Annotated in this window: 21 protein-coding genes and 3 tRNA genes; 12 read left to right on the plus strand and 12 right to left on the minus strand. The window is 71.5% G+C overall.

Going from position 1 to position 25,117, the window contains the following annotated elements; genetic code table 11:
• Nucleotides 1–113 precede the first annotated feature (113 nt).
• Nucleotides 114–587 (minus strand): VOC family protein, encoded by a 474-nt coding sequence (locus tag ACIQWG_RS10195; protein WP_404092782.1) that lies wholly within the window; start codon nt 585–587, stop codon nt 114–116.
• A 73-nt stretch (nt 588–660) separates the two neighbouring features.
• On the opposite strand from ACIQWG_RS10195, the gene ACIQWG_RS10200 reads away from it, so the two are divergent.
• Nucleotides 661–1,263 carry a TetR family transcriptional regulator gene (locus ACIQWG_RS10200; protein ID WP_404092784.1) on the plus strand — a complete coding sequence of 201 codons (603 nt, stop codon included), beginning with the start codon at nt 661–663 and terminating at the stop codon, nt 1,261–1,263.
• Nucleotides 1,264–1,903: 640 nt separating this feature from the next.
• On the opposite strand, the gene ACIQWG_RS10205 is transcribed toward ACIQWG_RS10200, so the two are convergent.
• The 3 genes from ACIQWG_RS10205 to ACIQWG_RS10215 form a co-directional block, all read right to left on the minus strand.
• Nucleotides 1,904–1,980, minus strand: a tRNA-Ile gene (locus tag ACIQWG_RS10205).
• A gap of 181 nt (nt 1,981–2,161) precedes the next feature.
• A tRNA-Asn gene (locus ACIQWG_RS10210) sits at nt 2,162–2,234 on the minus strand.
• Between the two features lie 5 nt (nt 2,235–2,239).
• Nucleotides 2,240–2,312: transfer RNA gene (locus tag ACIQWG_RS10215), tRNA-Asn, on the minus strand.
• Nucleotides 2,313–2,471: 159 nt separating this feature from the next.
• Here ACIQWG_RS10215 and ACIQWG_RS10220 point away from each other — a divergent pair.
• The 4 genes from ACIQWG_RS10220 to ACIQWG_RS10235 all read left to right on the plus strand — a co-directional run bounded on the left by ACIQWG_RS10220 (nt 2,472) and on the right by ACIQWG_RS10235 (nt 8,230).
• Nucleotides 2,472–2,780: a YtxH domain-containing protein gene (locus ACIQWG_RS10220; protein WP_404092787.1), complete on the plus strand. Its 309-nt coding sequence runs from the start codon at nt 2,472–2,474 to the stop codon at nt 2,778–2,780.
• 151 nt (nt 2,781–2,931) lie between these two features.
• The gene (locus tag ACIQWG_RS10225; RefSeq protein WP_404092789.1) at nt 2,932–4,386 is read left to right on the plus strand and encodes an FGGY family carbohydrate kinase; all 1,455 of its coding nucleotides are present in this window, start codon (nt 2,932–2,934) and stop codon (nt 4,384–4,386) included.
• Nucleotides 4,387–4,568: 182 nt separating this feature from the next.
• Nucleotides 4,569–6,302 (plus strand): ABC transporter ATP-binding protein, encoded by a 1,734-nt coding sequence (locus tag ACIQWG_RS10230; protein WP_404092792.1) that lies wholly within the window; start codon nt 4,569–4,571, stop codon nt 6,300–6,302.
• On the plus strand, nt 6,302–8,230 hold the full coding sequence (locus ACIQWG_RS10235; protein ID WP_404092795.1) for an ABC transporter ATP-binding protein: 1,929 nt from the start codon (nt 6,302–6,304) through the stop codon (nt 8,228–8,230). Before ACIQWG_RS10230 ends, ACIQWG_RS10235 begins: the two co-directional genes overlap by 1 nt.
• 138 nt (nt 8,231–8,368) lie before the next feature.
• Here ACIQWG_RS10235 and ACIQWG_RS10240 read toward each other — a convergent pair whose 3' ends face one another.
• The 5 genes from ACIQWG_RS10240 to ACIQWG_RS10260 all read right to left on the minus strand — a co-directional run bounded on the left by ACIQWG_RS10240 (nt 8,369) and on the right by ACIQWG_RS10260 (nt 15,397).
• Nucleotides 8,369–9,679: an RNA polymerase sigma factor gene (locus ACIQWG_RS10240; RefSeq protein ID WP_404092797.1), complete on the minus strand. Its 1,311-nt coding sequence runs from the start codon at nt 9,677–9,679 to the stop codon at nt 8,369–8,371.
• A 110-nt stretch (nt 9,680–9,789) separates the two neighbouring features.
• Nucleotides 9,790–11,694 carry a DNA primase gene (gene dnaG, locus ACIQWG_RS10245; protein ID WP_404092799.1) on the minus strand — a complete coding sequence of 635 codons (1,905 nt, stop codon included), beginning with the start codon at nt 11,692–11,694 and terminating at the stop codon, nt 9,790–9,792.
• A 29-nt stretch (nt 11,695–11,723) separates the two neighbouring features.
• On the minus strand, nt 11,724–12,989 hold the full coding sequence (locus ACIQWG_RS10250; protein ID WP_404092802.1) for an NAD(P)/FAD-dependent oxidoreductase: 1,266 nt from the start codon (nt 12,987–12,989) through the stop codon (nt 11,724–11,726).
• Nucleotides 12,990–13,144: 155 nt separating this feature from the next.
• Nucleotides 13,145–14,398: a deoxyguanosinetriphosphate triphosphohydrolase gene (locus tag ACIQWG_RS10255; protein ID WP_404092805.1), complete on the minus strand. Its 1,254-nt coding sequence runs from the start codon at nt 14,396–14,398 to the stop codon at nt 13,145–13,147.
• Nucleotides 14,399–14,524: 126 nt separating this feature from the next.
• On the minus strand, nt 14,525–15,397 hold the full coding sequence (locus ACIQWG_RS10260; protein ID WP_404092807.1) for a sirohydrochlorin chelatase: 873 nt from the start codon (nt 15,395–15,397) through the stop codon (nt 14,525–14,527).
• 223 nt (nt 15,398–15,620) lie between these two features.
• On the opposite strand from ACIQWG_RS10260, the gene ACIQWG_RS10265 reads away from it, so the two are divergent.
• The 3 genes from ACIQWG_RS10265 to ACIQWG_RS10275 all read left to right on the plus strand — a co-directional run bounded on the left by ACIQWG_RS10265 (nt 15,621) and on the right by ACIQWG_RS10275 (nt 19,082).
• The gene (locus ACIQWG_RS10265; RefSeq protein WP_404092809.1) at nt 15,621–16,304 is read left to right on the plus strand and encodes a vancomycin high temperature exclusion protein; all 684 of its coding nucleotides are present in this window, start codon (nt 15,621–15,623) and stop codon (nt 16,302–16,304) included.
• Between the two features lie 178 nt (nt 16,305–16,482).
• Nucleotides 16,483–16,779, plus strand: coding sequence for a hypothetical protein (locus tag ACIQWG_RS10270; RefSeq protein ID WP_404092811.1), 297 nt, complete (start codon nt 16,483–16,485; stop codon nt 16,777–16,779).
• 182 nt (nt 16,780–16,961) lie between these two features.
• Complete coding sequence (locus ACIQWG_RS10275) at nt 16,962–19,082, plus strand: molybdopterin oxidoreductase family protein (RefSeq protein WP_404092813.1); 2,121 nt, start codon at nt 16,962–16,964, stop codon at nt 19,080–19,082.
• Between the two features lie 40 nt (nt 19,083–19,122).
• Here the strand turns inward: ACIQWG_RS10275 and ACIQWG_RS10280 are convergent, their stop codons facing one another.
• Complete coding sequence (locus ACIQWG_RS10280; protein WP_404093548.1) at nt 19,123–19,551, minus strand: gamma-glutamylcyclotransferase family protein; 429 nt, start codon at nt 19,549–19,551, stop codon at nt 19,123–19,125.
• A 116-nt stretch (nt 19,552–19,667) separates the two neighbouring features.
• Here ACIQWG_RS10280 and ACIQWG_RS10285 point away from each other — a divergent pair, with 116 nt between their 5' ends.
• The 3 genes from ACIQWG_RS10285 to ACIQWG_RS10295 all read left to right on the plus strand — a co-directional run bounded on the left by ACIQWG_RS10285 (nt 19,668) and on the right by ACIQWG_RS10295 (nt 22,948).
• Nucleotides 19,668–21,314: a M4 family metallopeptidase gene (locus ACIQWG_RS10285; protein ID WP_404092815.1), complete on the plus strand. Its 1,647-nt coding sequence runs from the start codon at nt 19,668–19,670 to the stop codon at nt 21,312–21,314.
• 330 nt (nt 21,315–21,644) lie between these two features.
• Nucleotides 21,645–22,154, plus strand: coding sequence for a hypothetical protein (locus tag ACIQWG_RS10290; RefSeq protein WP_404092817.1), 510 nt, complete (start codon nt 21,645–21,647; stop codon nt 22,152–22,154).
• Between the two features lie 116 nt (nt 22,155–22,270).
• A complete protein-coding gene (locus ACIQWG_RS10295) occupies nt 22,271–22,948 on the plus strand; it encodes a class F sortase (protein ID WP_404092819.1) in 678 nt (225 codons plus the stop codon).
• Here ACIQWG_RS10295 and ACIQWG_RS10300 read toward each other — a convergent pair.
• A complete protein-coding gene (locus ACIQWG_RS10300; RefSeq protein WP_404092821.1) occupies nt 22,886–23,287 on the minus strand; it encodes a winged helix-turn-helix transcriptional regulator in 402 nt (133 codons plus the stop codon). The two genes, ACIQWG_RS10295 and ACIQWG_RS10300, sit on opposite strands and share 63 nt — an antisense overlap.
• 98 nt (nt 23,288–23,385) lie before the next feature.
• Here ACIQWG_RS10300 and ACIQWG_RS10305 point away from each other — a divergent pair, with 98 nt between their 5' ends.
• Nucleotides 23,386–24,297, plus strand: coding sequence for an NAD(P)-dependent oxidoreductase (locus tag ACIQWG_RS10305; protein ID WP_404092824.1), 912 nt, complete (start codon nt 23,386–23,388; stop codon nt 24,295–24,297).
• A 21-nt stretch (nt 24,298–24,318) separates the two neighbouring features.
• Here the strand turns inward: ACIQWG_RS10305 and ACIQWG_RS10310 are convergent, their stop codons facing one another.
• Complete coding sequence (locus tag ACIQWG_RS10310; protein WP_404092826.1) at nt 24,319–25,101, minus strand: sulfite exporter TauE/SafE family protein; 783 nt, start codon at nt 25,099–25,101, stop codon at nt 24,319–24,321.
• Nucleotides 25,102–25,117 lie beyond the last annotated feature (16 nt).

The raw sequence follows: 25,117 nt of genomic DNA on the forward strand, positions 1-25,117 counted from the left end.
GGATGGTTCCGGGTGGGATTGCTGTCGTGGCGGGTGGAGCGGCCGACAGGAGGGCCCGGGAGTCGGGCGAGCTTCCAAGGGGGCTCGGGACCCTCCTGTCGCCGGGTCCGCAGTCAGCCGTCCTGGCTGTAGCGATCGGCGGCCGCGGCGAAGCCGCCCGGAACCTCGATCAGCTCCAGCAGTGCGCCGGGCGCGAGCCCTTTCGCGTACGCCATCCGGCTGTCGTACGGCATCGGCGCGTCGACCAGCAGCTGCGCCGAGGGGGCGGCGGCCAGGTGCTCCTCGATCGAGTCGACATTGAAGGCCAGGTGGTGCAGGCCCTCACCGCATTCCTCCAGGAACTGCGTGTACGGGGAGGGAGCACTGCCCACGGGCTCGATGATCTCCAACTCGGTGTTGCCGAGCCCGAGGAAGTGGTAGCGCGCGCTGAAGACGCCGTGCTCGCTTCCATCGACCTGGTTATCGAGGGTCAACTCGATGGCGGGACGGATCTCCTCAAGTCCGTATCGGTCTTGCAGGTCCTTGACCGCGGTGCGGGCGTCGTACACGACCTGACCGATGTGCAGCAGGGGCGGCAGCTTGAGCATGGTGACGCTTCCTTTCCATTCGTGAGACCCAATCTCTCCGTGAGACCCAGTCTCACGCCTACAGTATGGAGTCATGACCGAGTCGTCAACGCCGCTCCAGCCCCGCATGCGCCAAACAATGCGGGCCGAGGTCGCCCGGGTCGCAACGGGCCTGTTCGCCGCGCGTGGCTTCGAAAACGTCACGGTGCCCCAAATCGCCGCAGCCGCAGGCGTATCGCGCGCCACCTTCTTCCGCTACTTCGGCAGCAAGGAGGACGCGGTCCTCGCCGCACTCGAGGGATACGGCGCGAGGATCGCCGAAGCCCTGGCCGCTCGACCGGCCGGCGAAGACGCCTGGACAGCACTGCGGCGGGCCTTCGACGTGATCACCGACGCTCGCAGCGAGGACCCCGAAGGCGGGCTCGCGCTGGCCCGTCTGATCGAGTCGACACCCTCGCTGCGGACGCGTGAGATGGAGAAGTACCGCAGCTGGCAGGAAACGCTCAGCGGCGTACTGGCCGAACGGCTCGGCCGCGGCAAGGAAAACTTCGAGACGGCGCTACTAGCCGCGGCCGCCCTGACCGCCCTGGAAGTAGCCACCAGACGCTGGGCACAGACCGACGGGGCCGACGACCTGGGCACCCTCATCGACCAGGCGTTCCTGGCCATGCGCGCACCCGCACCGGACCTGCTCTGACGTAACCGCTTGTACGTCCTCGGCCTCGGGCACGCCAAGTGCGGCGCAGCGGCATCACACCTCGCTGACCATCGGCACCCGCCCGACCACAGAGGCCCGGCGCCGACAACAGATGATGTGATGCATTGTCGGCTCGACCCTCCGCCTTCCGGGTTCGCCTGGCTTGACTTGGCACAAAAAGGATCAAGGTCTGCTCCCGCGCCACCACCGACGGGTTGATCGGCGGGGTCACCGGGGCACTGACGACAGCCGTTCCTGACCGCCGTAGCTCACCTTTCGCGCGGTTCGCTCATCGCTCTCTCACTGATGCCGACGTCGCTCCGTCGTGGCGGGAGTCGGAGGCACGCAGTGCGTCGGCGAGCCGGGTCGTTTCGGTACGGGTCATCTACATGGCGCCGACGCAGCCACTTCCGGTTCCCTGCGTCCCATCAGCGTCCCAACTACCGCCCTCGGTCGCCCGCCAGACCGTCCGTTCCAGCCCGTGAGAGCAATCGCACTAGGCATAACCGCAGGTGAACGAAGCACCCAACTGCGGGTGACCGCACCGCCGTTGAACTCACGAGCAGCCGATTCAGTCCGTTGGCCGAAAGTCCTGAATCCGCACTCCCGCTGAGACGTTTCCGCAGGTCACGGACCTACATGGTGGGGCGGGTGGGACTCGAACCCACGGCCGACGGATTATGAGTCCGCTGCTCTAACCGGCTGAGCTACCGCCCCATAGCGGCGTGTCGCGTACATGTGTGCGCGCCGTCTGCCGCAGCATAGCCGCTCATACGATCTCCTGCTTCGTATGGTCGACTTCGCCTGCCCTCAAGGACTCCGCTGTGACCTGCGCGGTTCCACGGCAGGGACGGCGGACATGAAAAAGGACCCCTGAGTGGGGCCCTGATTCAGCGTGCTCCCCCGACTGGACTCGAACCAGTAACCTGCCGGTTAACAGCCGGCTGCTCTGCCAATTGAGCTACGGAGGACCGAGCTCCCCGGACTGGACTCGAACCAGTAACCTGCCGGTTAACAGCCGGCTGCTCTGCCAATTGAGCTACCGAGGAAGGTCTCGTTTTGCATCGAACGCACCTACCTGGGTAACCGCCAGGGGGCGTGCGCTCGCTGCGACACATACATTAGCGCAAGCAGGGGGGTGCTCCGCCAATCGGTTCCCCCAGGCACCGACGCCGCACCAGGGACCTACCAAGGGAAGGGTGGCAGCCATGCGCTACCGACTCACGTTCGTCATCGGACTCGCCGTCGGTTACGTCCTCGGCACACGCGCCGGACGCGAGCGCTACGAGCAGCTGAAGAAAGCGGCCCGGGAGATCTCGCAGAACCCCGCCGTGCGCAACACCGCCGAGTCGGCGGCGCTCCAGGGCCGCCACTTCGCGGGCAAGGCGTACCACACGGTCAGCGAGAAGGTGGGTGACCGGGTCCCGGAGACGGTGGCCCAACGAGTCCGCCACCTCCGGGAGCGCAGCGCCCACAACGGAGGCGCCGAGGACGACTGGGGCACCAGCAACACGTGACAGCTCTTCTTGGGTGCCGGACAGGACTGCCGGCCCAGGGGCGCGGAGAACTGCGTGACCGGCCCCCCGCGACCCGCACCCGGAAAGCCACACACGCCCCCCACGCCGCCCACGGCCCAAGCCGGCGCAGCGCTACGGCACAATTTGCGCCATGGGGATAGTCGCCGGGCTGGACAGTTCGCCCGATTTCACTCGCATCGTCGTCTGCGACACGGACACAGGCGCCGTGCTCAGGCAGGGGTACGCCCCGCATCCGGTGGAGTCGCCGGAGGGCGGCGCGCGTCCCTCCGACGTCGACCCGCAGGCCTGGCTGCTCTCCCTCGGTGAGGCGGCCGGGGGCGGGCTGCTGGAAGGTGTGCAGGCCATCGGCGTGTCGGCGCAGCAGAACGCCCTCGTCCCGCTCGACGCCCAGGGCAACACCGTGCGCCCCGCGATGGTCGGCGGCGACAAGCGTGCCCAGGTCGCGGCGGCCGATCTGATCGACGCGCTCGGCGGGCGCGAGGCGTGGGCGCAGGCCGTGGGGTGTGTGCCGCAGGCCGCGCAGCCGGTGACCAAGCTGCGCTGGCTCGCCAAGACCGAGCCGGAGCACGCCGCGCGCGCCGCCGTACTGATGCAGGCGCACGACTGGCTGGTGTGGCAGCTGCTCGGCCGGCCGGTGAGAAGGACCACGGACCGGGGCGGCGCGTCCGGGACCGGCTACTGGTCGGCCGCCGGCGGCGGCTACCGCAGCGATCTCGTCGAGCTGGCGCTCGGCCACCAGGCGATGCTGCCCGAGGTGATCGGCCCGGCCGAGGCGGCCGGTACGACGCCGGAGGGGCTGCTGATCTCCGCGGGGACCGGCGAGACCATGGCCGCCGCGTTCGGGCTCGGCATCGGGCTGGGCGACGCCGTCGTGTCGCTCGGCGCCTCCGGGTCCGTGATGGCCGTCCATCCCGAGGCGCTCGTCGACAGCTCCGGGATGATCACCTCCCTGGCCGACGCGACCGGCATGCACCTCCCGGTCGTCACGACCCTGAACGCCGTACGCACCCTGCGCGGCACCGCCGAACTCCTCGGCGTGTCCGATCTGGAGGGTCTGTCCGACCTGGCGATGAAGTCGACGCCGGGGTCGCACGGGCTCGTGCTGCTCCCCTATCTGGAGGGTGAGCGGACGCCGAACCTGCCGCACACCGCCGGCACGCTGGCCGGGCTTCGACGGGAGTCGATGAAGCCGGAGCATCTGGCGCGGGCCGCGTTCGAGGGCATGCTGTGCGGGCTGGCGGACGCGCTGGACGTGCTGCGCGGTCGGGGTGTCGAGGTGCGGCGGATCTTCCTGCTGGGGGCGGCCGCCGAGCTGCCGGCCGTGCAGGCGGCGGCGCCCGCGCTGTTCGGGGTCCAGGTCGTCGTACCGCAGCCCGCGGACTACGCGGCGATGGGTGCCGCCCGGCAGGCCGCCTGGGCTCTCGGTGTGTCGCAGGGCACACTCGACCCGCGTACTCCGCCCGTCTGGCAGGGCGCGGCGGCGCAGGTCCTGGAGCCGGGGGACGAGCTGGCGGTGGGCCAGGCGGTGCGCCAGCAGTTCGTGTCGGTGCGGGACCAGACCCATCCGGGAGCGTTCCGGTCCTAGCGCCGGGGGCGGCTCGGCCGGGGCGGAAGGTAAGAGACCGGTAGGAACCGCACCCGGAAGGCCGTACGAAGCAGCGCCGACGGCTTAATCGGTTGAGGTAACGCCGGTGGAGTGTTCGACGATAGGGGCCAAGGGCAACCAACAGCCCCTTCGCCGACTCGCCCCACTCCGAGAGAAGCAGCGTGCTCATACGACTTCTGCGGACTCACCTCCGTCCGTACCGAAAACCCATCGCCTGGCTGGTGCTGCTGCAATTCCTCCAGACCTGCGCCACGCTCTATCTGCCCACGCTGAACGCGGACATCATCGACAAGGGTGTCGTCACCGGCGACACCGGCTACATCCTCAGCTACGGCGCCCTGATGATCGGCATCTCGCTGGCGCAGGTCGTGTGCAACATCGGTGCCGTCTATTACGGCGCCCGCACCGCCGCCGCGCTCGGCCGGGACGTGCGGGCCGCCGTCTTCGACCGGGTGCAGTCGTTCTCGGCGCGTGAGGTGGGCCACTTCGGGGCGCCGTCGCTGATCACCCGTACGACCAATGACGTCCAGCAGGTGCAGATGCTGGCGCTGATGACGTTCACGCTGATGGTGTCGGCGCCCATCATGTGCGTCGGCGGCATCGTGCTGGCGCTCGGCCTGGACGTGCCGCTGTCCGGGGTGCTGGTCGCCGTGGTGCCCACCCTCGGCATCAGCGTGACCCTGATCGTGCGGCGGCTGCGGCCGCTGTTCCGGGCGATGCAGGTGCGACTGGACACGGTGAACCGGGTGCTGCGCGAGCAGATCACCGGCAACCGCGTGATCCGTGCCTTCGTGCGTGACGACTACGAGCAGCGGCGCTTCGGGAAGGCCAACGCCGAGCTGACCGAGATGGCGACGGGCACCGGCAATCTGCTGGCGCTGATGTTCCCGATCGTGATGACGGTGGTGAACCTGTCGTCCGTCGCGGTGGTGTGGTTCGGCGCCCATCGCATCGACAGCGGCGGGATGGAGATCGGTGACCTGACCGCGTTCCTGGCCTATCTGATGCAGATCGTGATGTCCGTGATGATGGCCACGTTCATGTTCATGATGGTGCCGCGCGCGGAGGTGTGCGCCGAGCGCATCCAGGAGGTCCTGGACACCTCCTCCAGCGTGGTGCCGCCTCTCGCGCCGGTGCGGGAGCTGCGCCGGCACGGTCATCTGGAGGTCCGGGGCGCGGGCTTCCGCTATCCGGGTGCCGAGGAGCCGGTGCTGAAGTCGATCGACCTGGTGGCCCGGCCCGGTGAGGTGACGGCCGTGATCGGGTCGACGGGCAGTGGGAAGTCGACCCTGCTGGGGCTGGTGCCCCGGCTGTTCGACGCCACGGACGGCTCGGTGCTGGTGGACGGCGTCGAGGTGTCGGAGATCGACCCGGCGCTGCTCGCCAGGACGGTCGGGCTGGTGCCGCAGAAGCCGTACCTGTTCGCGGGGACGGTGGCGACCAACCTGCGGTACGGCAACCCGGACGCGACGGACGACGAGCTGTGGCACGCGCTGGAAGTGGCGCAGGCCAAGGAGTTCGTGGACCGGCTGGAGAACGGGCTGGACTCCCCCATCGCGCAGGGCGGCACGAACGTGTCCGGCGGTCAGCGCCAGCGCCTCGCCATCGCGCGCACCCTCGTGCAGCGCCCGGAGATCTATCTCTTCGACGACTCCTTCTCCGCCCTCGACTACGCCACCGACGCCGCGCTGCGTGCGGCGCTGGGGCGGGAGACCTCCGAGGCGACGGTGGTGATCGTCGCCCAGCGGGTGGCGACCATCCGGGACGCGGACCGGATCGTCGTCCTCGACGAGGGGCGGGTGGTCGGCTCCGGCCGGCATCACGAGTTGATGGCGGACAACGAGACGTATCGGGAGATCGTGCTCTCCCAGCTGACGGAAGCGGAGGCCGCCTGATGGCCGGGCCCATGGGACGGATGATGGCCGGCGGCGGTCCCGATCAGCGCTCGCTGGACTTCAAGGTGTCCGGCAGACGGCTGATCGGCCAGTTCAGGCCCGAGCGGATCACGATCTACGTGCTGCTGTTCTGCGTGGTCGTCAGCGTGGGCCTGTCGGTCGCCGGGCCGAAGATCCTCGGCGAGGCCACCGACCTGGTCTTCGCGGGCATCGTCGGGCGGCAGTTCGAGTCCGGGATGTCCAAGGAGCAGGTTCTCGCGGCAATGCGGGAGCGCGGCGACGACCAGATCGCCGACATGCTGCGCGGCACGGACTTCACCCCGGGCCAGGGCATCGACTTCACGGCCGTGGGGCACGTCCTGCTGTTCGCGCTCGGGGTGTTCCTCGTCGCCGGGCTGCTGATGGCGGGGGCGACCCGGCTGGTGAACCGGGCCGTGAACCGCACGATGTACCGGATGCGTGAGGACGTGCAGACGAAGCTGTCGCGGCTGCCGCTGTCGTACTTCGACAAGCGTCAGCGCGGTGAGGTGCTGTCGCGGGCGACCAACGACATCGACAACATCGGGCAGACGCTCCAGCAGTCGATGGGCCAGCTCATCAACTCGGTGCTGACCATCATCGGTGTGCTGGCGATGATGTTCTGGGTGTCGTGGCTGCTGGCGCTGGTCGCGCTGGTGACGGTGCCGTTGTCGTTCGTGGTCGCCACGCGCGTGGGCAAGCGGTCACAGCCGCACTTCGTGCAGCAGTGGCGCACCACCGGCAAGCTCAACGCGCACGTCGAGGAGATGTACACCGGGCACACCCTGGTGAAGGTGTTCGGGCGGCAGGAGGAGTCGGCGCAGCAGTTCGCCGAGCAGAACGAGGCGCTGTACGAGGCCGGTTTCAAGGCGCAGTTCAACAGCGGTGTGATGCAGCCGTTGATGCTGTTCGTGTCGAACCTCAACTACGTCCTGGTCGCCGTGGTCGGCGGTCTGCGGGTCGCGTCCGGCTCGCTGTCGATCGGTGATGTGCAGGCCTTCATCCAGTACTCGCGGCAGTTCTCGATGCCGTTGACGCAGGTCGCGTCGATGGCGAACCTCGTGCAGTCCGGTGTCGCCTCGGCGGAGCGGATCTTCGAGCTGCTGGACGCGGAGGAGCAGCAGGCGGATCCGGTGCCGGGGGTGCGGCCGGAGGAGCTGCGGGGCCGGGTGGCGCTGGAGCGGGTGTCCTTCCGGTACGACCCCGACAAGCCGCTGATCGAGGACCTGTCCTTGAAGGTGGAGCCGGGGCACACGGTCGCGATCGTCGGTCCCACGGGCGCGGGCAAGACGACCCTGGTCAATCTGCTGATGCGGTTCTACGACGTCTCCTCCGGGCGCATCACGCTGGACGGCGTCGACGTCTCGCGCATGTCCCGGGACGAACTGCGGGCCGGAATCGGGATGGTGCTCCAGGACACCTGGCTGTTCGGCGGCACGATCGCGGAGAACATCGCCTACGGGGCGTCCAGGGAGGTCACCCGGGGCGAGATCGAGGAGGCGGCGCGGGCCGCCCACGCCGACCGGTTCATCCGTACGCTGCCCGACGGGTACGACACGGTGATCGACGACGAGGGCAGCGGGGTCAGCGCCGGTGAGAAGCAGCTGATCACCATCGCGCGGGCGTTCCTGTCCGACCCGGTGATCCTGGTCCTCGACGAGGCGACGTCGTCGGTTGACACCCGTACCGAGGTACTGATCCAGAAGGCGATGGCGAAACTGGCGCACGGGCGTACGTCGTTCGTCATCGCGCACCGGCTGTCGACGATCCGGGACGCGGACACGATCCTCGTCATGGAGAACGGCTCGATCGTCGAACAGGGCGCGCACGGTGAGCTGCTGGCGGCCGACGGGGCGTACGCGCGGCTGTACAAGGCGCAGTTCGCACAGGCGGTGGCCGAGGTGGACTGAGGCGCCGGTCGCGGGGGGCTGCGGGTCCGTTGTGGCTGGTCGCGCAGTTCCCCGCGCCCCCTTGGGTACGTGCCGCTGACGCCCCTTCAGGGGCGCGGGGAACTGCGCGGCCAGCCCCCACCGGGCCCGCGGACGGCGTCAGTCCAGATAGCCCCTCAGCTGGTCCGCGAAGGCGTGGTCCCGCAGCTTGTTGAGGGTCTTCGACTCGATCTGGCGGATGCGTTCCCGCGTCACACCGAAGATCCGGCCTATCTCCTCCAGCGTGCGCGGGCGGCCGTCCGCCAGGCCGTACCGCAGTTGTACGACCTTCCGCTCCCGCTCCCCGAGGGTGGACAGCACCGCCTCCAGGTGCTCCCTGAGCAGCAGGAACGCCGCCGACTCCACGGGGGACGCCGCGTCGCCGTCCTCGATCAGGTCGCCGAGCGCGACATCGTCCTCCTCGCCCACCGGCGCGTGCAGCGACACCGGTTCCTGGGCCAGCCGCAGTACCTCGCTGACGCGCTCGGGCAGCAGGTCGAGGTGGGCGGCGACCTCTTCCGGCGTCGGTTCGTAGCCGCGTTCCTGGAGCATCCGGCGCTGGACGCGGACGACGCGGTTGATCAGCTCGACCACGTGGACCGGCACCCGGATGGTGCGGGCCTGGTCGGCGAGGGCCCGGGACATGGCCTGGCGGATCCACCAGGTGGCGTAGGTCGAGAACTTGTAGCCACGGGCGTAGTCGAACTTCTCGACCGCCCGGATCAGGCCCAGGTTCCCCTCCTGGACGAGGTCGAGCATGGTCAGACCGCGGCCGACGTACCGTTTGGCGACGGAGACCACGAGCCGCAGGTTCGCCTCGATCAGGCGCCGCTTGGCCATCCGGCCCATCACGACCAGGCGGTCCAGGTCGAGGGCGAGCTGGCTGTCCAGGTCGGGGGTGTTGCTCAGCTTCTCCTCGGCGAACAGGCCGGCCTCGACCCGGCGGGCGAGTTCGACCTCCTCGGCCGCGGTGAGCAGGGGGATGCGGCCGATCTCCCGCAGGTACTGGCGGAAGAGGTCCGAGGAGGGGCCGCTGGTGTCGGCGGCGCGGCTGCGGGCGGGCAGCGGGGCCTCGACGGGCTCGGCGGCTTCGGAGCCGTCCAGTGCCTCGGCCGGCGGCTCCACCGGCTCGGGCGGGGCCTCCGGCTCCGCCTCGGGGTGGTGCGCGACACGGCTCTGCGGCGGCACCGCGACGAGGACGTCGGCCTCCGCGTCCGGCGCCGTGCCGTCCGTACTCGTGTCGGTCTGGATCAGGGTCTGGGTCTGCACGGGGGCGACCTCCAGGATGTTCGCTGCCGAGGCATACGGCAGCGCTGCTTCGAGGGCGGAGTCGGCGGCCTCGCCGCTGTCCGTCCCGTACGCGATGAGCGGAACCGCGGGGGTGTGGGACCCGTGGGGAACGGATCGGCCGCGCTCCGAGGACTCAGGCACCGCAACCCAGTGTGGAGTACGACACATCACCGCCACGAGGGGCGTGCGGTGACTTTTTGAAGCCGGTCCGTGACCGGGCGGTTACTCGCCACTCCCTCGGGAGTGGACTCTCACAGCGCCGCCGCGCCCCGCTCCCGCAGTGCCTGGTCGTACTGCTGCAAGACCCACAGCTCGTTCTGCACGGCGGCCAGTTGGACGGGGTCGCCGCCCGCGCCCAGGCGGGTCAGCTGGCTCTGGACGTCGCGGATGCGGCGTTCGACGGCGCGGCGGCGGACCGTGACGAGCTGTTCGCCGGCGTAGTTCTCGTCGACGGCCTTGCGCATGATCGCCTCGACCGCCAGCTCGGTCACCATCGCGCGCACCTGGTCGTCGGGGGCCGCGTCGCGGACCCGGACCAGGTACTCCGGCGAGTCCTGGATGCCGTACTCCGCGCCGCCCGCGTCCATGATCGCCTGGCGTACGGCGGCGTAGGGCGCGGCGGTGAACTCGTCGACGCCGTACGCGTCGAACGCCGGCGAGACCAACTCGGGGCGCTGGAGGGCGAGTTTGAGGAGTTCGCGTTCGGTGGCGTAGACCGGGTTGCGCAGGGTCAGGGCCGGGCCCGCGGCGCGGGGTGCGGGGGCGGCGTCGTACGGCTGCTGGGCACCCCGGGACGTCGGAGCCCCGCCCCGGCCGCCCCGGTCGCGGGCCCAACGCGCCAGCTGCGCGACCCGCTTGACCACGAACTGGGTGTCCAGGATGCCCAGCATGCCGGCGAGCTGGACGGCGACCTCGTGCTGGGCGCCGCTGTTCTTGATGCGGGCGACGATCGGCGCCGCCTCGTCCAGCGCGGCGGCGCGGCCCGCCGGGGTGTCTAGGTCGTAGCGGACCACGATCTGGCGCAGCGCGAACTCGAACAGCGGGGTGCGTGGTTCGACCAGGTCGGCCACCGCGTCGTCGCCCTTCGCGATGCGCAGTTCGCAGGGGTCCATGCCGTCCGGCGCGATGGCGATGTAGGTCTCCGCCGCGAACTTCTGGTCGTCCTCGAAGGCGCGCAGGGCGGCCTTCTGGCCGGCCGCGTCGCCGTCGAAGGTGAAGATGACCCGGGCCGAGCCGTTGTCCATCAGCAGCCGGCGCAGGATCTTGATGTGGTCGCCGCCGAAGGCCGTACCGCAGGTGGCGATCGCGGTCGTGACACCCGCCAGGTGGCAGGCCATGACGTCGGTGTAGCCCTCGACGACCACCGCGCGGCTCGACTTCGCGATGTCCTTCTTGGCGAGGTCGATGCCGTACAGGACGTGGGACTTCTTGTAGATCGCCGTATCGGGGGTGTTGAGGTACTTCGGGCCGTTGTCCGCCTCGTACAGCTTGCGGGCGCCGAAGCCGACCACGTCACCGCCGATGTCGCGGATCGGCCACATCAGCCGGCCCCGGAAGCGGTCGATCGGGCCGCGGCGGCCTTCCTGGGACAGCCCGGACAGCAGCAGTTCCTTGTCGGTGAAGCCCTTGCCGCGCAGATAGCGGGTCAGGTGGTCCCAGCCCTGGGGGCTGTAGCCGACGCCGAAGTGGACGGCGGCGGCCTGGTCGAAGCCGCGCTCGGCGAGGAAGATCCGGCCGGTGTCGGCCTCGGGGCTGCTCGCCAGCTGCTCGGCGTACCAGTCGGCGGCGATCTTGTGGGCCTCGACCAGGCGGATCCGTTCGCCGCGCTGGTGGGCGGGGTTGTAGCCGCCCTCCTCGTAGCGCAGGGTGATGCCGGCCTGGGCGGCGAGCCGCTCGACCGCCTCGGAGAAGGAGAGGTGGTCGACCTTCATCACGAATGTGATGGTGTCGCCGCCCTCCTGGCAGCCGAAGCAGTGGAAGAGCCCCTTGCTCGGGCTGACCTGGAAGGAAGGCGACTTCTCGTCGTGGAACGGGCAGAGCCCCTTGAGGTTGCCGCCGCCGGCGCCGCGCAGCTGGAGGTACTCGGACACCACGGCGTCGATCGGGACCGCGTCCCGTACCGCCTTCACGTCCTCGTCGTTGATCCGTCCTGCCACGCGGAGATTCTACGGGGCAGGACTGACACTCAAGAGACGAGGTTTTCGAGTGGAATGTGCGGGTCCGCCAACGCCTCGGTGTTCACCTGTGTTTTCGAGCGGATCAGCCGCTGGATCGGCTCTGTGACGTCCCACACGTTCACGTTCATCCCGGCCAGCACCCGGCCGTCCCTCACCCAGAACGCGATGAACTCCCGCTTCCCGGCGTCGCCCCGGATCACCACCTGGTCGTACGACCCCGGGGGCGCCCAGCCGGAGTACTCCATGCCCAGGTCGTACTGGTCGGAGAAGAAGTAGGGGACGCGGTCGTAGGTGACGTCCCGCCCGAGCATCGCGCGCGCGGCGGCCGGTCCGCCGTTGAGGGCGTTGGCCCAGTGCTCCACCCGCAGCCGGGTCGAGAACAGGGCGTGCGGGAAGGACGCCACGTCGCCGGCCGCGTAGATGTCGGGGTCGGAGGTGCGCAGCTGTTCGTCGACCACCACTCCGGCGCCCGACGCACGGTCGGCGATCTCCAGCCCCGCCGCCTCCGCGAGGCCGATGCGCGGGGCGGCGCCGATCGCCGCGAGGACGTCGTGCGCGGGGTGCTCCTCGCCGTCGTCGGTGCGCGCGGCCAGCACCATGCCGTCCTGCCCGACGATCTCCGTCAGCCGCCTGCCGAAGTGGAACCGCACCCCGCGCTCGCGGTGCAGCTCGGCGAAGACCGCGCCCAGCTCGGGGCCCAGCACGCCGTGCAGCGGCGTCGGCGCCTGCTCGACGACGGTGACCTCGGCGCCGTACTCGCGGGCCGCCGCCGCGACCTCCAGCCCGATCCACCCGGCGCCGGCGATCACGATGTGCCCGTTGTCCCGGCCGAGTGAGGTCAGGACGCCCTTGAGGCGCTCGGCGTGCGCGAGGCGGCGCAGATGGTGGACGCCGGCCAGGTCGGTGCCCGGGATGTCGAGACGGCGGGGTTCGGCACCGGTGGCCAGCAGCAGCTTGTCGTAGTGGGCGACGGTGCCGTCCTCCCCGAACCGCACCGTCTTCGCCGTACGGTCGATCGCGTCGACGGTCTGGCCGAGGTGCAGCTCGATGTCGTTGCGCGCGTACCAGGCGGGTTCGTGCACGAAGACGCTGTCGCGCTCCTCCTTGCCGAGGAGGTGGCCCTTGGACAGGGGCGGCCGCTCGTACGGGTGGTCGCGCTCGTCGCAGATCAGTATCACCCGCCCGGTGAAGCCCTCCGCTCGGAGCGTCTCGGCCGCTTTGGCGCCGGCGAGCCCTCCTCCGACGATGACGAATGTCTGATCCGCGTCGACCACTTGATGCCTCCTCGTAAGGGTGCCGCCACATGAGCGTCCCGCACGCAGCGTGATGCGGGAAGAGGGGGTGACCCGATCAGGCCACGCAGGGTCACTTTCGAGTGCCCGTTCGTCCCCGGTGTCTCACCTGTCGCGCGTGGGTGACGGACCGGCGCTCAGGCCCGTCCCGTGAGCCGCGCGTGCAGTGCGCGCGCCGACGCGTCCGTCAAGGAGGCGATCTGGTCGACGATCACGCGCTTGCGGGCGCGGTCGTCGGCGGCCTCGTCGAACAGGGCCCGGAACTGCGGGTCCAGTCCCTCGGGCGCGCGGGCGGTGAGCGCCTCGGCCAGTTCGGCGACCACGATCCGCTGGTCGGCGCGCAGCCGCTCCTGCTCGGCGCGCTGCATGACATACCGGTCGGCGACGGCCTTGAGGACCGCGCACTCCAGGCGGGTCTCGTGCGGTACGACGAGTTCGGCGCCGTAGCGGGTGAGCCGCCCGTCGCCGTACGCGGCGCGGGTGGCGCCCTCCGCGGCCAGGCAGAACCGGCCGATGAGCTGGCTGGTGGCGTCCTTGAGGCGGGCCTGGGCGACGGCCGAGCCGTCGTAGCCGTGCGGCCACCATGGTGCGTCCTGGAGCCGGTCGAGGGCGGCGGCGAGTTCGGCCGGGTCGGTGTCCTCGGGGACGTAGCGGCCGACGGCGACCGCGAAGACGGCCTCCCGTTCGGGTTCGGCGTGCAGACAGTTGGGGTCGATGTGGCCGGCGTGCAGGCCGTCCTCGACGTCGTGCACCGAGTACGCCACGTCGTCGGACCAGTCCATGACCTGGGCCTCGAAGGTGGTGCGGGTGCCGGGGGCGTCCTTGCGGACCCAGTCGAAGACGGGCCGGTCGTCCTCGTAGACGCCGAACTTCGGGGACTTCGGGTCGGTGGGGTGGGCGCCGCGCGGCCAGGGGTACTTCGTGGCGGCGTCGAGGGTGGCGCGGGTGAGGTTGAGACCGACGGAGCCCTCCGGGGTGAAGCGCTTGGGCTCGATGCGGGTGACCAGGCGCAGGGACTGGGCGTTGCCCTCGAAGCCGCCGCAATCCTCGGCGAACTCGTTCAGCGCGACTTCGCCGTTGTGGCCGAAGGGTGGGTGGCCGAGGTCGTGGGCGAGGCAGGCGGTCTCCACCAGGTCGGGGTCGCAGCCGAGGGCCGCGCCGAGTTCCCGGCCGACCTGGGCGCACTCCAGGGAGTGGGTCAGCCGGGTGCGGGGGCTGGGGTCCCAGGCGTTGCTGTGGGTGCCCGGCGTCACGACCTGGGTCTTGCCGGCCAGCCTTCTGAGGGCTGCGGAGTGCAGGAGGCGCGCGCGATCGCGTTGGAAGGCGGTCCGGCCGGGGCGCTTGTCCGGTTCGGGGGCCCAGCGTTCGAGTGACGGCAGGTCGTACGGCATGTCTCGACAGTACGGGCAGGCAGTGACAAACGGAGTGCGCCTTTGCGTCTGTCGGGGTGCCGTCGGGTGTCGAGGGCCGGCTGGTCGTGGCCGGCCGCGCGCCCCGTGGGTCACCGCACCCGCGTGTCAGGCCGAGGCGAGTTCGGGTGCCGACGTGACCGGGGCTGCCAGGGCCCGGTCGTAGCGGTGCAGGAGCAGGCTCGCCATCGCCGGGTGTGTGCCCAGCGGCGCGGACGCGATCCATGGGGCCGCCTCGGCGCACTCCGTCGCGAAGCGGCCCGGCGCCGTGAAGTAGGAGGCGACCGCGCCCCTGGTGCGCCCCCGGGCGGCCAACGCGGCCAGCGCGTCCGGGACCGTCGGGGCCGCCGTCGTCGCGTAGGCGGGGATCACCGGGACGCCCAGGCGGTCGGCGAGGAGCTGGGCGGTACGGGATGTGTCGACCTTCGACTCGGGGTCACGGGAACCCGCCGCCGCCAGGACCACCGCGCTCTCGCGGCGCGTGGAGTCGTCCGTACCGGTGCGCCACCCGGCCTCGACCAGGCGGGCGTGCAGCGCCTCCACCAGCAGGGGGTGCGGGCCGAGGGCGCCGGCCACGCGGGCGCGTACCGCCGACTCGGCGGCCATCTCGGGGATGTCGCGCTTGATGTGGTAGCCGCGGCTCAGCAGCAGGGGGACGAGGACGGCCTCGCGGTCGCCGAGCGCGGCGAGGGTGTCGGGGAGCAGGGGTTCGTTCAGCTCGATGTGGCCGAGGTGGACCGGCAGGCCCGGGCGCAGGGCGCGGACCTTCTCGAGGAGCGTGCGTACGGTGCTCAGGGCGCGCGGGTCGCGGCTGCCGTGGGCGACGACGACGAGCGGGGGCGCCTCCGGGCGGCGCCTGCCGTCGAGCGAGACCAGGCTGAGCCGGCCGGCGAGCTGGGTGCTGATCCGGTTCATGAGGTGCGCCGTACTGTCGAGGTGGGCCGTCGTGGACTCGTCGTGAAGAGGGTTCGACGCCGTCATGAACCGATGGTGGCGGCGCGACATTGCCGCCCCGTTTCACGGGAATGACGGGTTCTTACGCCGGGTTCACGTACCGGGCCTGGCCGGTGTGAGGTGGCATGACCTGCGGTTTCACCGGCCGGAGTGAAGCTGCTCACGTCGCCTGGGGTGAACCACGGCGGTCGGCGGGACGTCCCTGACAGTCGAGAACGGGCTGTGGGCCGACCGGGGAGGGGACCGTCCGATGCGCCGACCGAGGCTGGGCCGACCGAGACTGCCGCGCACCCGCGCCGGGCAGCGGCGGCTGGTGCGGGTCCTGATGGCCGGATGTGTGCTGGCACTGCTTCCGGCCACCTGGATGCACCTTGTCACCGGCGACCGGCTGCGCACCACGGCGGACGTGCCGCGCACGGACGTCGCCGTCGTCTTCGGGGCCGGGCTGTGGGACGGCGAGCCCTCGCCCTACCTCGCCCACCGGCTGGACGCGGCGGCCGAGTTGTACCGCGCGGGCCGGATCAGGGTCGTCCTCGTCACGGGCGACAACTCCCGGGCGGACTACGACGAGCCCGACGCCATGCGGACATATCTGACCCGGCACGGCGTCCCCGACTCGCGCATCGTCAGCGACTACGCCGGCTTCGACACCTGGGACTCCTGCGTCCGCGCCAAGAAGATCTTCGGTGTCGACGAGGCGGTGCTGATCAGCCAGGGCTTCCACATCCGGCGGGCGGTCGCGCTGTGCCAGGAGGCGGGGGTGACGTCGTACGGCGTGGGGGTGCAGGACAGACACGACGCGACCTGGTACTACGGCGGAACCCGGGAGATCCTCGCGGCGGGCAAGGCGGCCCTGGACGCGCTGTTCGAGCCGGACCCCCACTTCCTCGGGCCGAGGGAGCCGGGGGTGGCGAACGCGCTGGCGGCGGGGTGACGCGGGCGCCCGGAACGGCCGGTGCACGCTCTCGCACGCAGGTTTTGACACGCGCACGCCAGCCAACGGTGTGAATGCCGCGGAGGAAGCGTTCCGTAGCCGTTCGGCTACTCATAGTGTCCCTCGCAGTGCGGCGGCGGAGCGGACCGTCCGCCGCGACTGGGGGAAAGGACATCTCATGACTCGTCTTCGCTCTCTGTTCGCCACGGCCGCGGCGGTGATGCTGATCACCGGCGCGACCGCCGCGGGTACCGCCTCGGCGGTCGAGGCCGGACAGCCGAGGGAGCCGGGCTGTGCCCACGTCGTCGGTTACGGCTACGGCTGGGCGGACATCTGGAACGAGTGCGGGTACACGATCTACGCGACCGTCGAGGTCGACGGGTTCGACCCGCCGTGCATCCAGATCGGTCCGGGCGCGACCGCGAGGATCGGCCTGGAACCGGGGGACACCCCGTACTACGCCTACGAGTGCTGACCAAGGGCGCCCTCTGACCAAGGACCGTCCCTGAACGGGCGGGAGCGAGGCCGATGCCACGCTCCCGCCCTCCGTCGTGTCCGGCCCCTCACGGCGGCCGGCCGGCGGTGGGGAGGTCACCGTCCCGGCGGCGTAACAGGCAGCCGCTTCGCACGTAACACCCCCGACTCACGCTGGACGGCATGCCGAACTCCGCGACACCCACGCACTGCCCGTACTGCGCCTTGCAGTGCGGGATGAACCTCACGCCCGCGCGGGACGGGGGTGTCGTGGTGGTCGAGCGCCCGGACTTCCCGGTGAACCGGGGAGCGCTGTGCGGCAAGGGCCGTACGGCTCCCGCGGTGCTGGCGTCGGGTGTCCGCCTGACCTCGCCGCTGGTGCGGTCGGGCGGCACGCTCGTGCCCGTGGGCTGGGACGAGGCGCTGGACCGCGTCGCCGAGGGCCTCGGCCGCACGCGTACGGAACATGGCCCGGACGCGTGCGGGGTCTTCGGCGGGGGCGGTCTGACGAACGAGAAGGCGTACAGCCTCGGCAAGTTCGCGCGGGTCGTGCTCGGTACCTCGCAGATCGACTACAACGGCCGTTTCTGCATGTCGTCGGCGGCGGCGGCCGGGATCAAGGCGTTCGGTCTGGACCGGGGGCTGCCGTTCCCGCTGGAGGACATCCCGAGGACGGGCTGTGTGATCCTCGTCGGCTCCAACCCCGCCGAGACGATGCCGCCGTCGCTGCGCTACTTCACCGAACTGCGCGAGAACGGCGGCACGCTCATCGTCGTCGACCCGCGCCGCACGAAGACCGCCGAGCAGGCCGACCTGCATCTGGCGCCCCGCCCCGGCACCGACCTCGCGCTGGCTCTCGGGCTGCTGCACCTGATCGTCGCGGAGGGCCGGGTCGACGAGGAGTACGTCAGCGAGCGCACAGCGGGCTGGGACGAGGCGCGGGCCGCCGCGATGGCGCACTGGCCGGAGTACGTGGAGCGGATCACGGGGGTGTCCGTTCCTCAACTCCGCGAGGCCGTACGGCTGTTCTGCGAGCCGGAGCACGCGATGGTGCTGACCGCGCGCGGGCCCGAGCAGCAGTCCAAGGGCACGGACACCGTGGGCGCGTGGATCAACCTGTGCCTGGCGACGGGACGGGCGGGCCGGCCGCTGTCCGGGTACGGCTGTCTCACCGGTCAGGGCAACGGGCAGGGTGGACGCGAACACGGCCAGAAGGCCGACCAGTTGCCCGGCTACCGCAAGCTGGACGACCCGGCGGCGCGGCGACATGTGGCCGAGGTGTGGGGCGTGGACCCGGACAGCCTGCCCGGCCCCGGGCGCAGCGCGTACGAGCTGCTGGACGCGCTGGGCACGGACATCAGGTCCCTGTTGCTGATGGGCTCCAACCCGGTGGTGTCGGCGCCGCGTGCCGCGCACATCGAGGAGCGGATCAAGTCCCTGGACTTCCTTGCCGTGTGTGACGTGGTGCTGTCGGAGACGGCGGCGCTGGCGGACGTCGTCCTGCCGGTGACCCAGTGGGCGGAGGAGACGGGCACGACGACCAACCTGGAGGGCCGGGTGCTGCTGCGGCGGCGCGCGATCAGCCCGCCGCTGGGGGTGCGCAGCGACCTGGAGGTCATGCACGAGCTGGCGGCCCGGCTGTCCGGGGACAGGGGTCTGGAGAAGGGCTTCCCGACCGACCCGGAGGAGGTGTTCGAGGAGCTTCGCCGGGCCAGCGCGGGCGGGCCCGCGGATTACTCGGGGATCACCTACGGCAGGCTGGCGGACGAGAACGGCGTGTTCTGGCCGTGCCCGGCCGCGGCCAGGCCGGACGACGCCGAGGAGACCAGCGCCGCCGTGCACCCCGGCACTCCCCGCCTCTTCCTCGACCGGTTCGCCACGCCCGACGGCAAGGCGAGGTTCGTGCCCGTCTCGCACCGGGCGAGTGCCGAGGAACCCGACGACGAGTACCCGGTGCTGCTGACGACCGGGCGGGTCGTGGCGCAGTACCAGTCCGGCGCCCAGACCCGCCGCGTCGAGGAGCTGAACAGCGCCGCGCCGGGCCCGTTCGTGGAACTGCACCCCCGGCTGGCGGCCCGGCTCGGGGCGGCCGAGGGCGACCCGCTCGCCGTGGTCTCACGCCGGGGCCGGGCGGTGGCCCCCGCCCGCATCACGACCGCCATCCGCCCGGACACCGTCTTCATGCCGTTCCACTGGCCCGGCGAGGGCCGCGCCAACACCCTGACCAACCCGGCACTGGACCCGACGTCACGGATGCCTGAGTTCAAGGTGTGCGCGGTGCGGGTGGAGACGGTGAAGTCGTAGGCGGACAACGGGAGTCGAGGAGGCCGACGGCCGCCCCGGCTCAGCCGGCCCGCCTCGCCCAGTCCCCGCTCCCGATGAGCCTGCCCCGGGCCCGGAGGCGGGCCGCCACGGAGGGTGCGGCCACATATACCCATGCCTGTACGGCTGTTCCGTCCGAGTCGCGCAGGGCCTTGCGGGTGATGCGTTCGTAGAGGTTGCGGGGGTCGGCGGGGGCGTATTCCTCCAGGTGGTCGAGGGCGGTCAGCAGGCCGGTGTATTGCTCGGGGCGGGCGGTGATCAGGTCGCCGTACACCGTGCCCGTGCCGCTCGCGTCCTCGACGGCGTACGGGTAGCCCGGACCCTCGTACAGCACCGCGCCCGCGAGTCGCGCCGGTTCCTCCGTGAGCGTGCGGCCGCGCAGGAAGGCGTCGTGGTTGGGCTCGCCTGGGCGGAGGGTGCCGTAGACGAAGAACGGCAGTCGAGGAGACAGGGTCACGGAAACGATTCTCTCCCCTCACACACCTGCACGTATTCACCCTGGCCACGGCAGGTGCACGGCGCCTTGAATCTTGGTCACCTTCCGCGCCGCGCAGCTCAAGGAGACCGATGCGCCGAATACGTTCGCACATACGAGGGGTCCGTCTCGCCACGGCGGGCGTCGCCGTCACCGTCGCCGCTCTGCTGGCCACGGCCCTCTCCCCCGCCGCCGGCGCGGACGAGACGCCGAGCAGGGCCGACGCCGTCGAGAACGCCGCGTCGGCCCTCGCGGACGTGGCGGGGAGTCTGGGGCTGACCGCCGCGCAGGACACCAGGGTTCGGGACGTGATCGTCGACGCGGACGGTACCCAGCACGTCCGCTACGACCGGACGTACCGGCAACTGCCGGTCCTCGGCGGGGACTTCGTGCTGCACCTGGCGAAGGACGGTACCTACCGGGGCGCGTCCCGGGCCGCCGCCGGCGCGCTCTCGCTGAAGAGCGTGACGCCCAAGGTCTCGGCGCCCAAGGCGGCCGACCTCGCCGCGAGCGCGCTGCGCGCGGTGAACCTCGGCGAGACGCTGAAGCGGCTGACGTCCCGGCCCGAGCTGGTCGTCGACGCCCTGCACGGCGCCCCGAAGCTGGCCTGGCAGACCGACGCCGTCGCCCAGGACGGCCGCGGCAACCCGGTCGCCCGCACGGTGCTGACCGACGCCGGCAGCGGGGCGCAGATCGACGCGTGGGACAGCATCGAGACGGCGTCCGGCGACGGCAAGTCGCTGTACGCGGGCACGGTCCCGTTGCAGACCACCGCGTCGGGATCGACGTACCAGCTCAAGGACGCGACGCGCGGCGGCACTTACACGGGTGACGCGGCGAACAAGACGGACCTGTGCATCCTGACCATCTGTCTCAACCGTGCCCCGGCGACCGTCTTCACGGACGCCGACAACCACTGGGGCACCGGCACCACGGCGGACCGCTCCTCGGCCGCGGTGGACGCCCAGTACGGCACGGACGCGACGTGGGACTACTACCGGGACATGCACGGCCGCAACGGCATCGCGGGCGACGGCAAGGGCTCGTTCAACCGGGTGCACTACGGCAACGACTACAACAACGCCTTCTGGGACGACACCTGCTTCTGCATGACGTACGGCGACGGTGACGGCACGCTGCTCGGCCCGCTGGTGTCACTGGACGTCGCCGGCCACGAGATGTCGCACGGCGTGACGTCGAAGACGGCGGCGCTGACGTACTCGGGCGAGTCCGGCGGGCTGAACGAGGCCACCTCCGACGTCTTCGGCACGCTCGTGGAGTTCCACGCGGGCAACGCCTCGGACCCGGCGGACTACATGATCGGCGAGAAGGTCGTCCGGTCGGGGCTCGGACGGAGCGCCCTGCGGTACATGGACAAGCCGTCCAGGGACGGTGTCTCGGTGGACTGCTGGAGCACGACCACCGCGGACCTCGACGTGCACTACTCCTCGGGCATCGGCAACCACTTCGCCTACCTGCTCGCCGAGGGCAGCGGCAAGAAGACGATCAACGGCGTCGCCCACGACTCCCCCACCTGCAACGGCTCTTCGGTCACCGGCATCGGCCGGGACAAGCTGGGCAAGATCTGGTACCGGGCGCTGACCGTCTACATGACGTCCTCGACGAACTACGCGGCGGCCCGGACGGCCACGCTGAACGCGGCGAAGGACCTGTACGGGGCCGGTGGCACGGAGTACGACGCGGTGGCGGCCGCCTGGAACGCGGTCGACGTGCGCTGAGGAGACGGGGCGAGGACGGGGGTGGCCGACAGTCTCCGGACCGGGCCCCGGCGGGGCGGGTCGGGGCTCCGGTCACCCGTTCGCACCTGAGCCCCCCGGCCCGTCGGATTCTTCCTGGGCACGCCTTCGCCACGGCGATGACCTGCTGAAACACCGTCGTATCGATCCTCCGGCCCGCCCCTCGCGACACCCGTTCACCCCGTCCCGGTGCTCTCTCGGGAAGCGCGCCCGCCCCGCTGCCCCAACCCTCGAAAGGGCAGGGTCTCGGCCGAGGCGGCGGCACTTGGGGGTGTCGCGGGCCGTGGGCCCGTTGTGCTCGGAGGAGCTTCGATGCGACGTACCGCCCGTCTGCTGACCGGGACCGCGCTGGCCGTCGGCGCCGTGGGGCTCGTCGTCACGCCCGCCCACGCCGAGGGCGGCGGACTGCGGCCGGTCCCCTCCTCGGTGGTGCCGGGCGGGCAGGTCACGGTGCACACGACCGCGTGCCGGGACGGCGGCGCGGCCGGCGACGCCAGCGCGGTGGGCGCCGGCGCCTTCACGCTGGCGCCGCACGAGCGGGAGACGACCGGGCGGTTCCGGGTGCCGCCGAGCGCGCAGCCGGGGACGTACGAGATCGTCGCGACCTGCGCCGAGGGCGGCCGGCGGGTGACGGGCGACCTGGTGGTCACCCTGACGGCGACGCCCGGGCAGGTGCATCCGAGAGGAAGTGTGAAGACGGGGGTCGGCGGCGCTCTTGGCACCGATCCCGTGCAGACCGCGGCCGGCGTGGCGGCTCTCGCCATCGCCGCCGCGGGCGGTACCTGGCTCCTGCATCGCCGGGCGAGAGGCGACGGGATCTGACGGACACCCTCCGCTGTCCGTCCGCCGGTACCGCATGTCCCCTCCCCCTCCGGGTCCGATGCCCCTCGCGGCCCGGAGGGGGATCGGGTGGCCCAAGGAAGTCCCAGGAGGCCCGCGTGCGCGGTCGAAGGAGCGTCGGCGACGCCGCGATAGCCGCCGTCACCCTGCTCGCCCTCTGCTCCGGCGCCTGGCTGCTGCACAACGGCGCCGGGACACACGCCCCGCCGCAGCCGTCGGCGGCGCAGAGCGGGGACGCCGGGACAGCCGCGGCGGCCCCGGAGTCCGGCCGCGCGCCGGGCGGCTCGCGCGACCCGCTGCACGACGCGGCCCTCGCGCTCCCGCCCTCCCCCGCGGACCGCATCCGCATCCCCTCGATCCGCGTCGACGCCCCCCTCATGGGCCTGGGTCTGACGCGGACGGGCAGCCTCGATGTGCCGCCCGCCGAGCGCGAGAACCTCGCCGGCTGGTACGAGGCCGGCACCTCGCCCGGCGAGCGCGGCACCGCGATCGTGGCCAGCCATGTCGACAACGCCGACGGACCCGCCGTCTTCTACCGCCTGGGCGCGCTGCGCAAGGGCGGCACGATCGAGGTGGACCGGCGCGACGGCGGCACGGCGGTGTTCTCGGTCGACGCCGTCGAGGTGTACGACGCGAAGGACTTCCCCGACGAGAAGGTGTACGGCCCGGCCGCACGCCCCGAGCTGCGGGTCATCACCTGCGGCGGCGGCTACTCACGGTCCACCGGGTATCAGGGCAACGTCGTCGTCTTCGCGCACCTCACCGGCAGGCGCTGACCGCTGTGCGCGAGGGTCCAGGATGTTCTCCCGGCCCCATGCCCCGAGCGGGCCCAGGGCGGCGTTGAGCGAGCTGCCGAGCGGCGTCAGCGAGTACTCGACGCGCGGCGGCACCTCGTCGTGGGCCTCCCGGTGGACCATGCCGTCGGCCTCCAGCTCCCGCAGCTGGGCGGCGAGGACCTTCTCCGACACGCCCGGGAGCTCGCGGCGGAGCTCCCCGAAGCGGCACGGCCGTTCGTTCAGCGCCCAGAGGATGAGCACCTTCCACTTGCCGCCGATCACGTCCATCGCCGCGTCGATCCCGCAGACGTACGCACCCGGGCGCCGACCGATCGCCATCCTGCCCCTCCCCCTGCCTGGACTCTTTCCCGGCGGTAACCACCCACTCGTAAGTACGTACTTGAGCAGGCGGTTCCTCTGCGACGAGCCTAATCGCCATGACCGACAACGCACCCGCCTCCACGACCGCGCCCCGCACCCCGACCCCGTTGACCCTCCTCGGCACCGGCGCCATGGGCACCGCCCTGGCCCGGGCCTGGCTCGGCGCCGGACACCCGGTCACCGTCTGGAACCGCACCCGGGCCCGCGCCGAGCCCCTGGCCGCCGAGGGCGCCACGGTCGCCGCGAGCGCCGCCGAGGCGGTGGCCGCGAACCGGCTCGTGGTCGTCTGTCTGCTGGACGACGCCTCCGTCGGCGAGGCCCTCGAAGGCGCCGAGCTGACCGGCCGTGACCTGGTGAACCTCACCACCGGAACGCCCGCCCAGGGCCGCGCCCGCGCCGCCTGGGCACAGGCGCGCGGCGCCCGCTTCCTGGACGCCGGGATCATGGCCGTACCGCCGATGATCGCAGACCCGCGGTCGGGGGCGTACGTCTTCTACAGCGGCTCGCCCGAGCTGTTCGAGGAGCACGACGAGACGCTCGCCGTCCCGGCCGGCACCCGTTACGTCGGCGCGGACCCCGGCTTCGCCGCGCTGCACGACGTGGCGCTGCTGAGCGCGATGGACGGCATGTTCTCGGGTGTGCTGCACGCCTTCGCGCTGATCCGCCGCGAGGACATCGTCCCGACGGACTTCGCACCGCTGCTGGTGTCCTGGCTCGTCGCGATGGCGCCGGCCGTGCACAAGGCCGCCGAGCAGCTGGAGAGCGGCGACCACGGCAAGGACATCGTGTCCAACCTCGCCATGCAGGTCGCGGGCAACGCCACGCTGCTGGCCACGGCCGAGGAGCAGGGCGTGAGCGCCGAGCTGCTGACGCCGTACACGAGCCTCATGGAGCGGTGGCTGGCCGCGGGACACGGCGACGAGGACACCACCGGCATGGTCGAACTGCTCGACCTGCGGCAGAAGTAGGCCCCGCCAGAGGGCCTCGGCCTACGCCACCCACTGCTCGTACCCCAGCTTCACCACCAGCGAGAACACCACCGTCAGCAGCACGACCCGGACGAAGCCGCTGCCCTTCTTCAGCGCCGTGTGCGCGCCCAGCGTGCCGCCTGCCAGGTTGAACACGGCCATCACCGCGGCCAGTTGCCACAGGACCGTGCCCTGCCAGGCGAAGGTGGCGAGGGCGCCGGCGTTGGTGCAGCAGTTGACGATCTTGGCGGTGGCGGAGGCGGTGACGAGGTCGAGGTGGAGTACGGCGGTGAGGGCGAGGACCAGGAAGGTGCCGGTGCCGGGGCCGATCAGGCCGTCGTAGAAGCCGATGCCCAGGCCCGCGAGGCCGATCGCGGCGAGGATCCGGCGGCGGGAGGCCGGGCCGGTCGCCGGTGCCGTGCCGAAGGCGGGGCGCAGGATCACGAAGGCGGCCACGCCGAGCAGCACCACCATGATCACGGGCTTGAGCACCTCGGTGCTCATGCCGGCCGCGAAGAAGGCGCCGCCGGAGGAGCCCGCCAGCGCCGCGAGACCGATGCGCACGGACAGGCGTACGTCCACGGGCGCCTTGCGGGTGTACGTCACCGCGGCGCCCGTGGTGCCGACGATGGCGACCGCCTTGTTGGTGCCGAGCGCGTACGCGGCCGGGGTGCTCGACGGGAGGCCGAGCAGCAGGGCGGGGAGCAGCAGCAGACCTCCGCCGCCGACCACGGCGTCGATCCAGCCGGCCGCCAGGGCCGCGAGGCACAGGACCGCCACCGTGGTCAGGGATATGTCGGGCATGATCGGGACCCTAGGC

The sequence above is a fragment of the Streptomyces sp. NPDC098781 genome, from assembly GCF_044759995.1.
GTDB lineage: Bacteria > Actinomycetota > Actinomycetes > Streptomycetales > Streptomycetaceae > Streptomyces.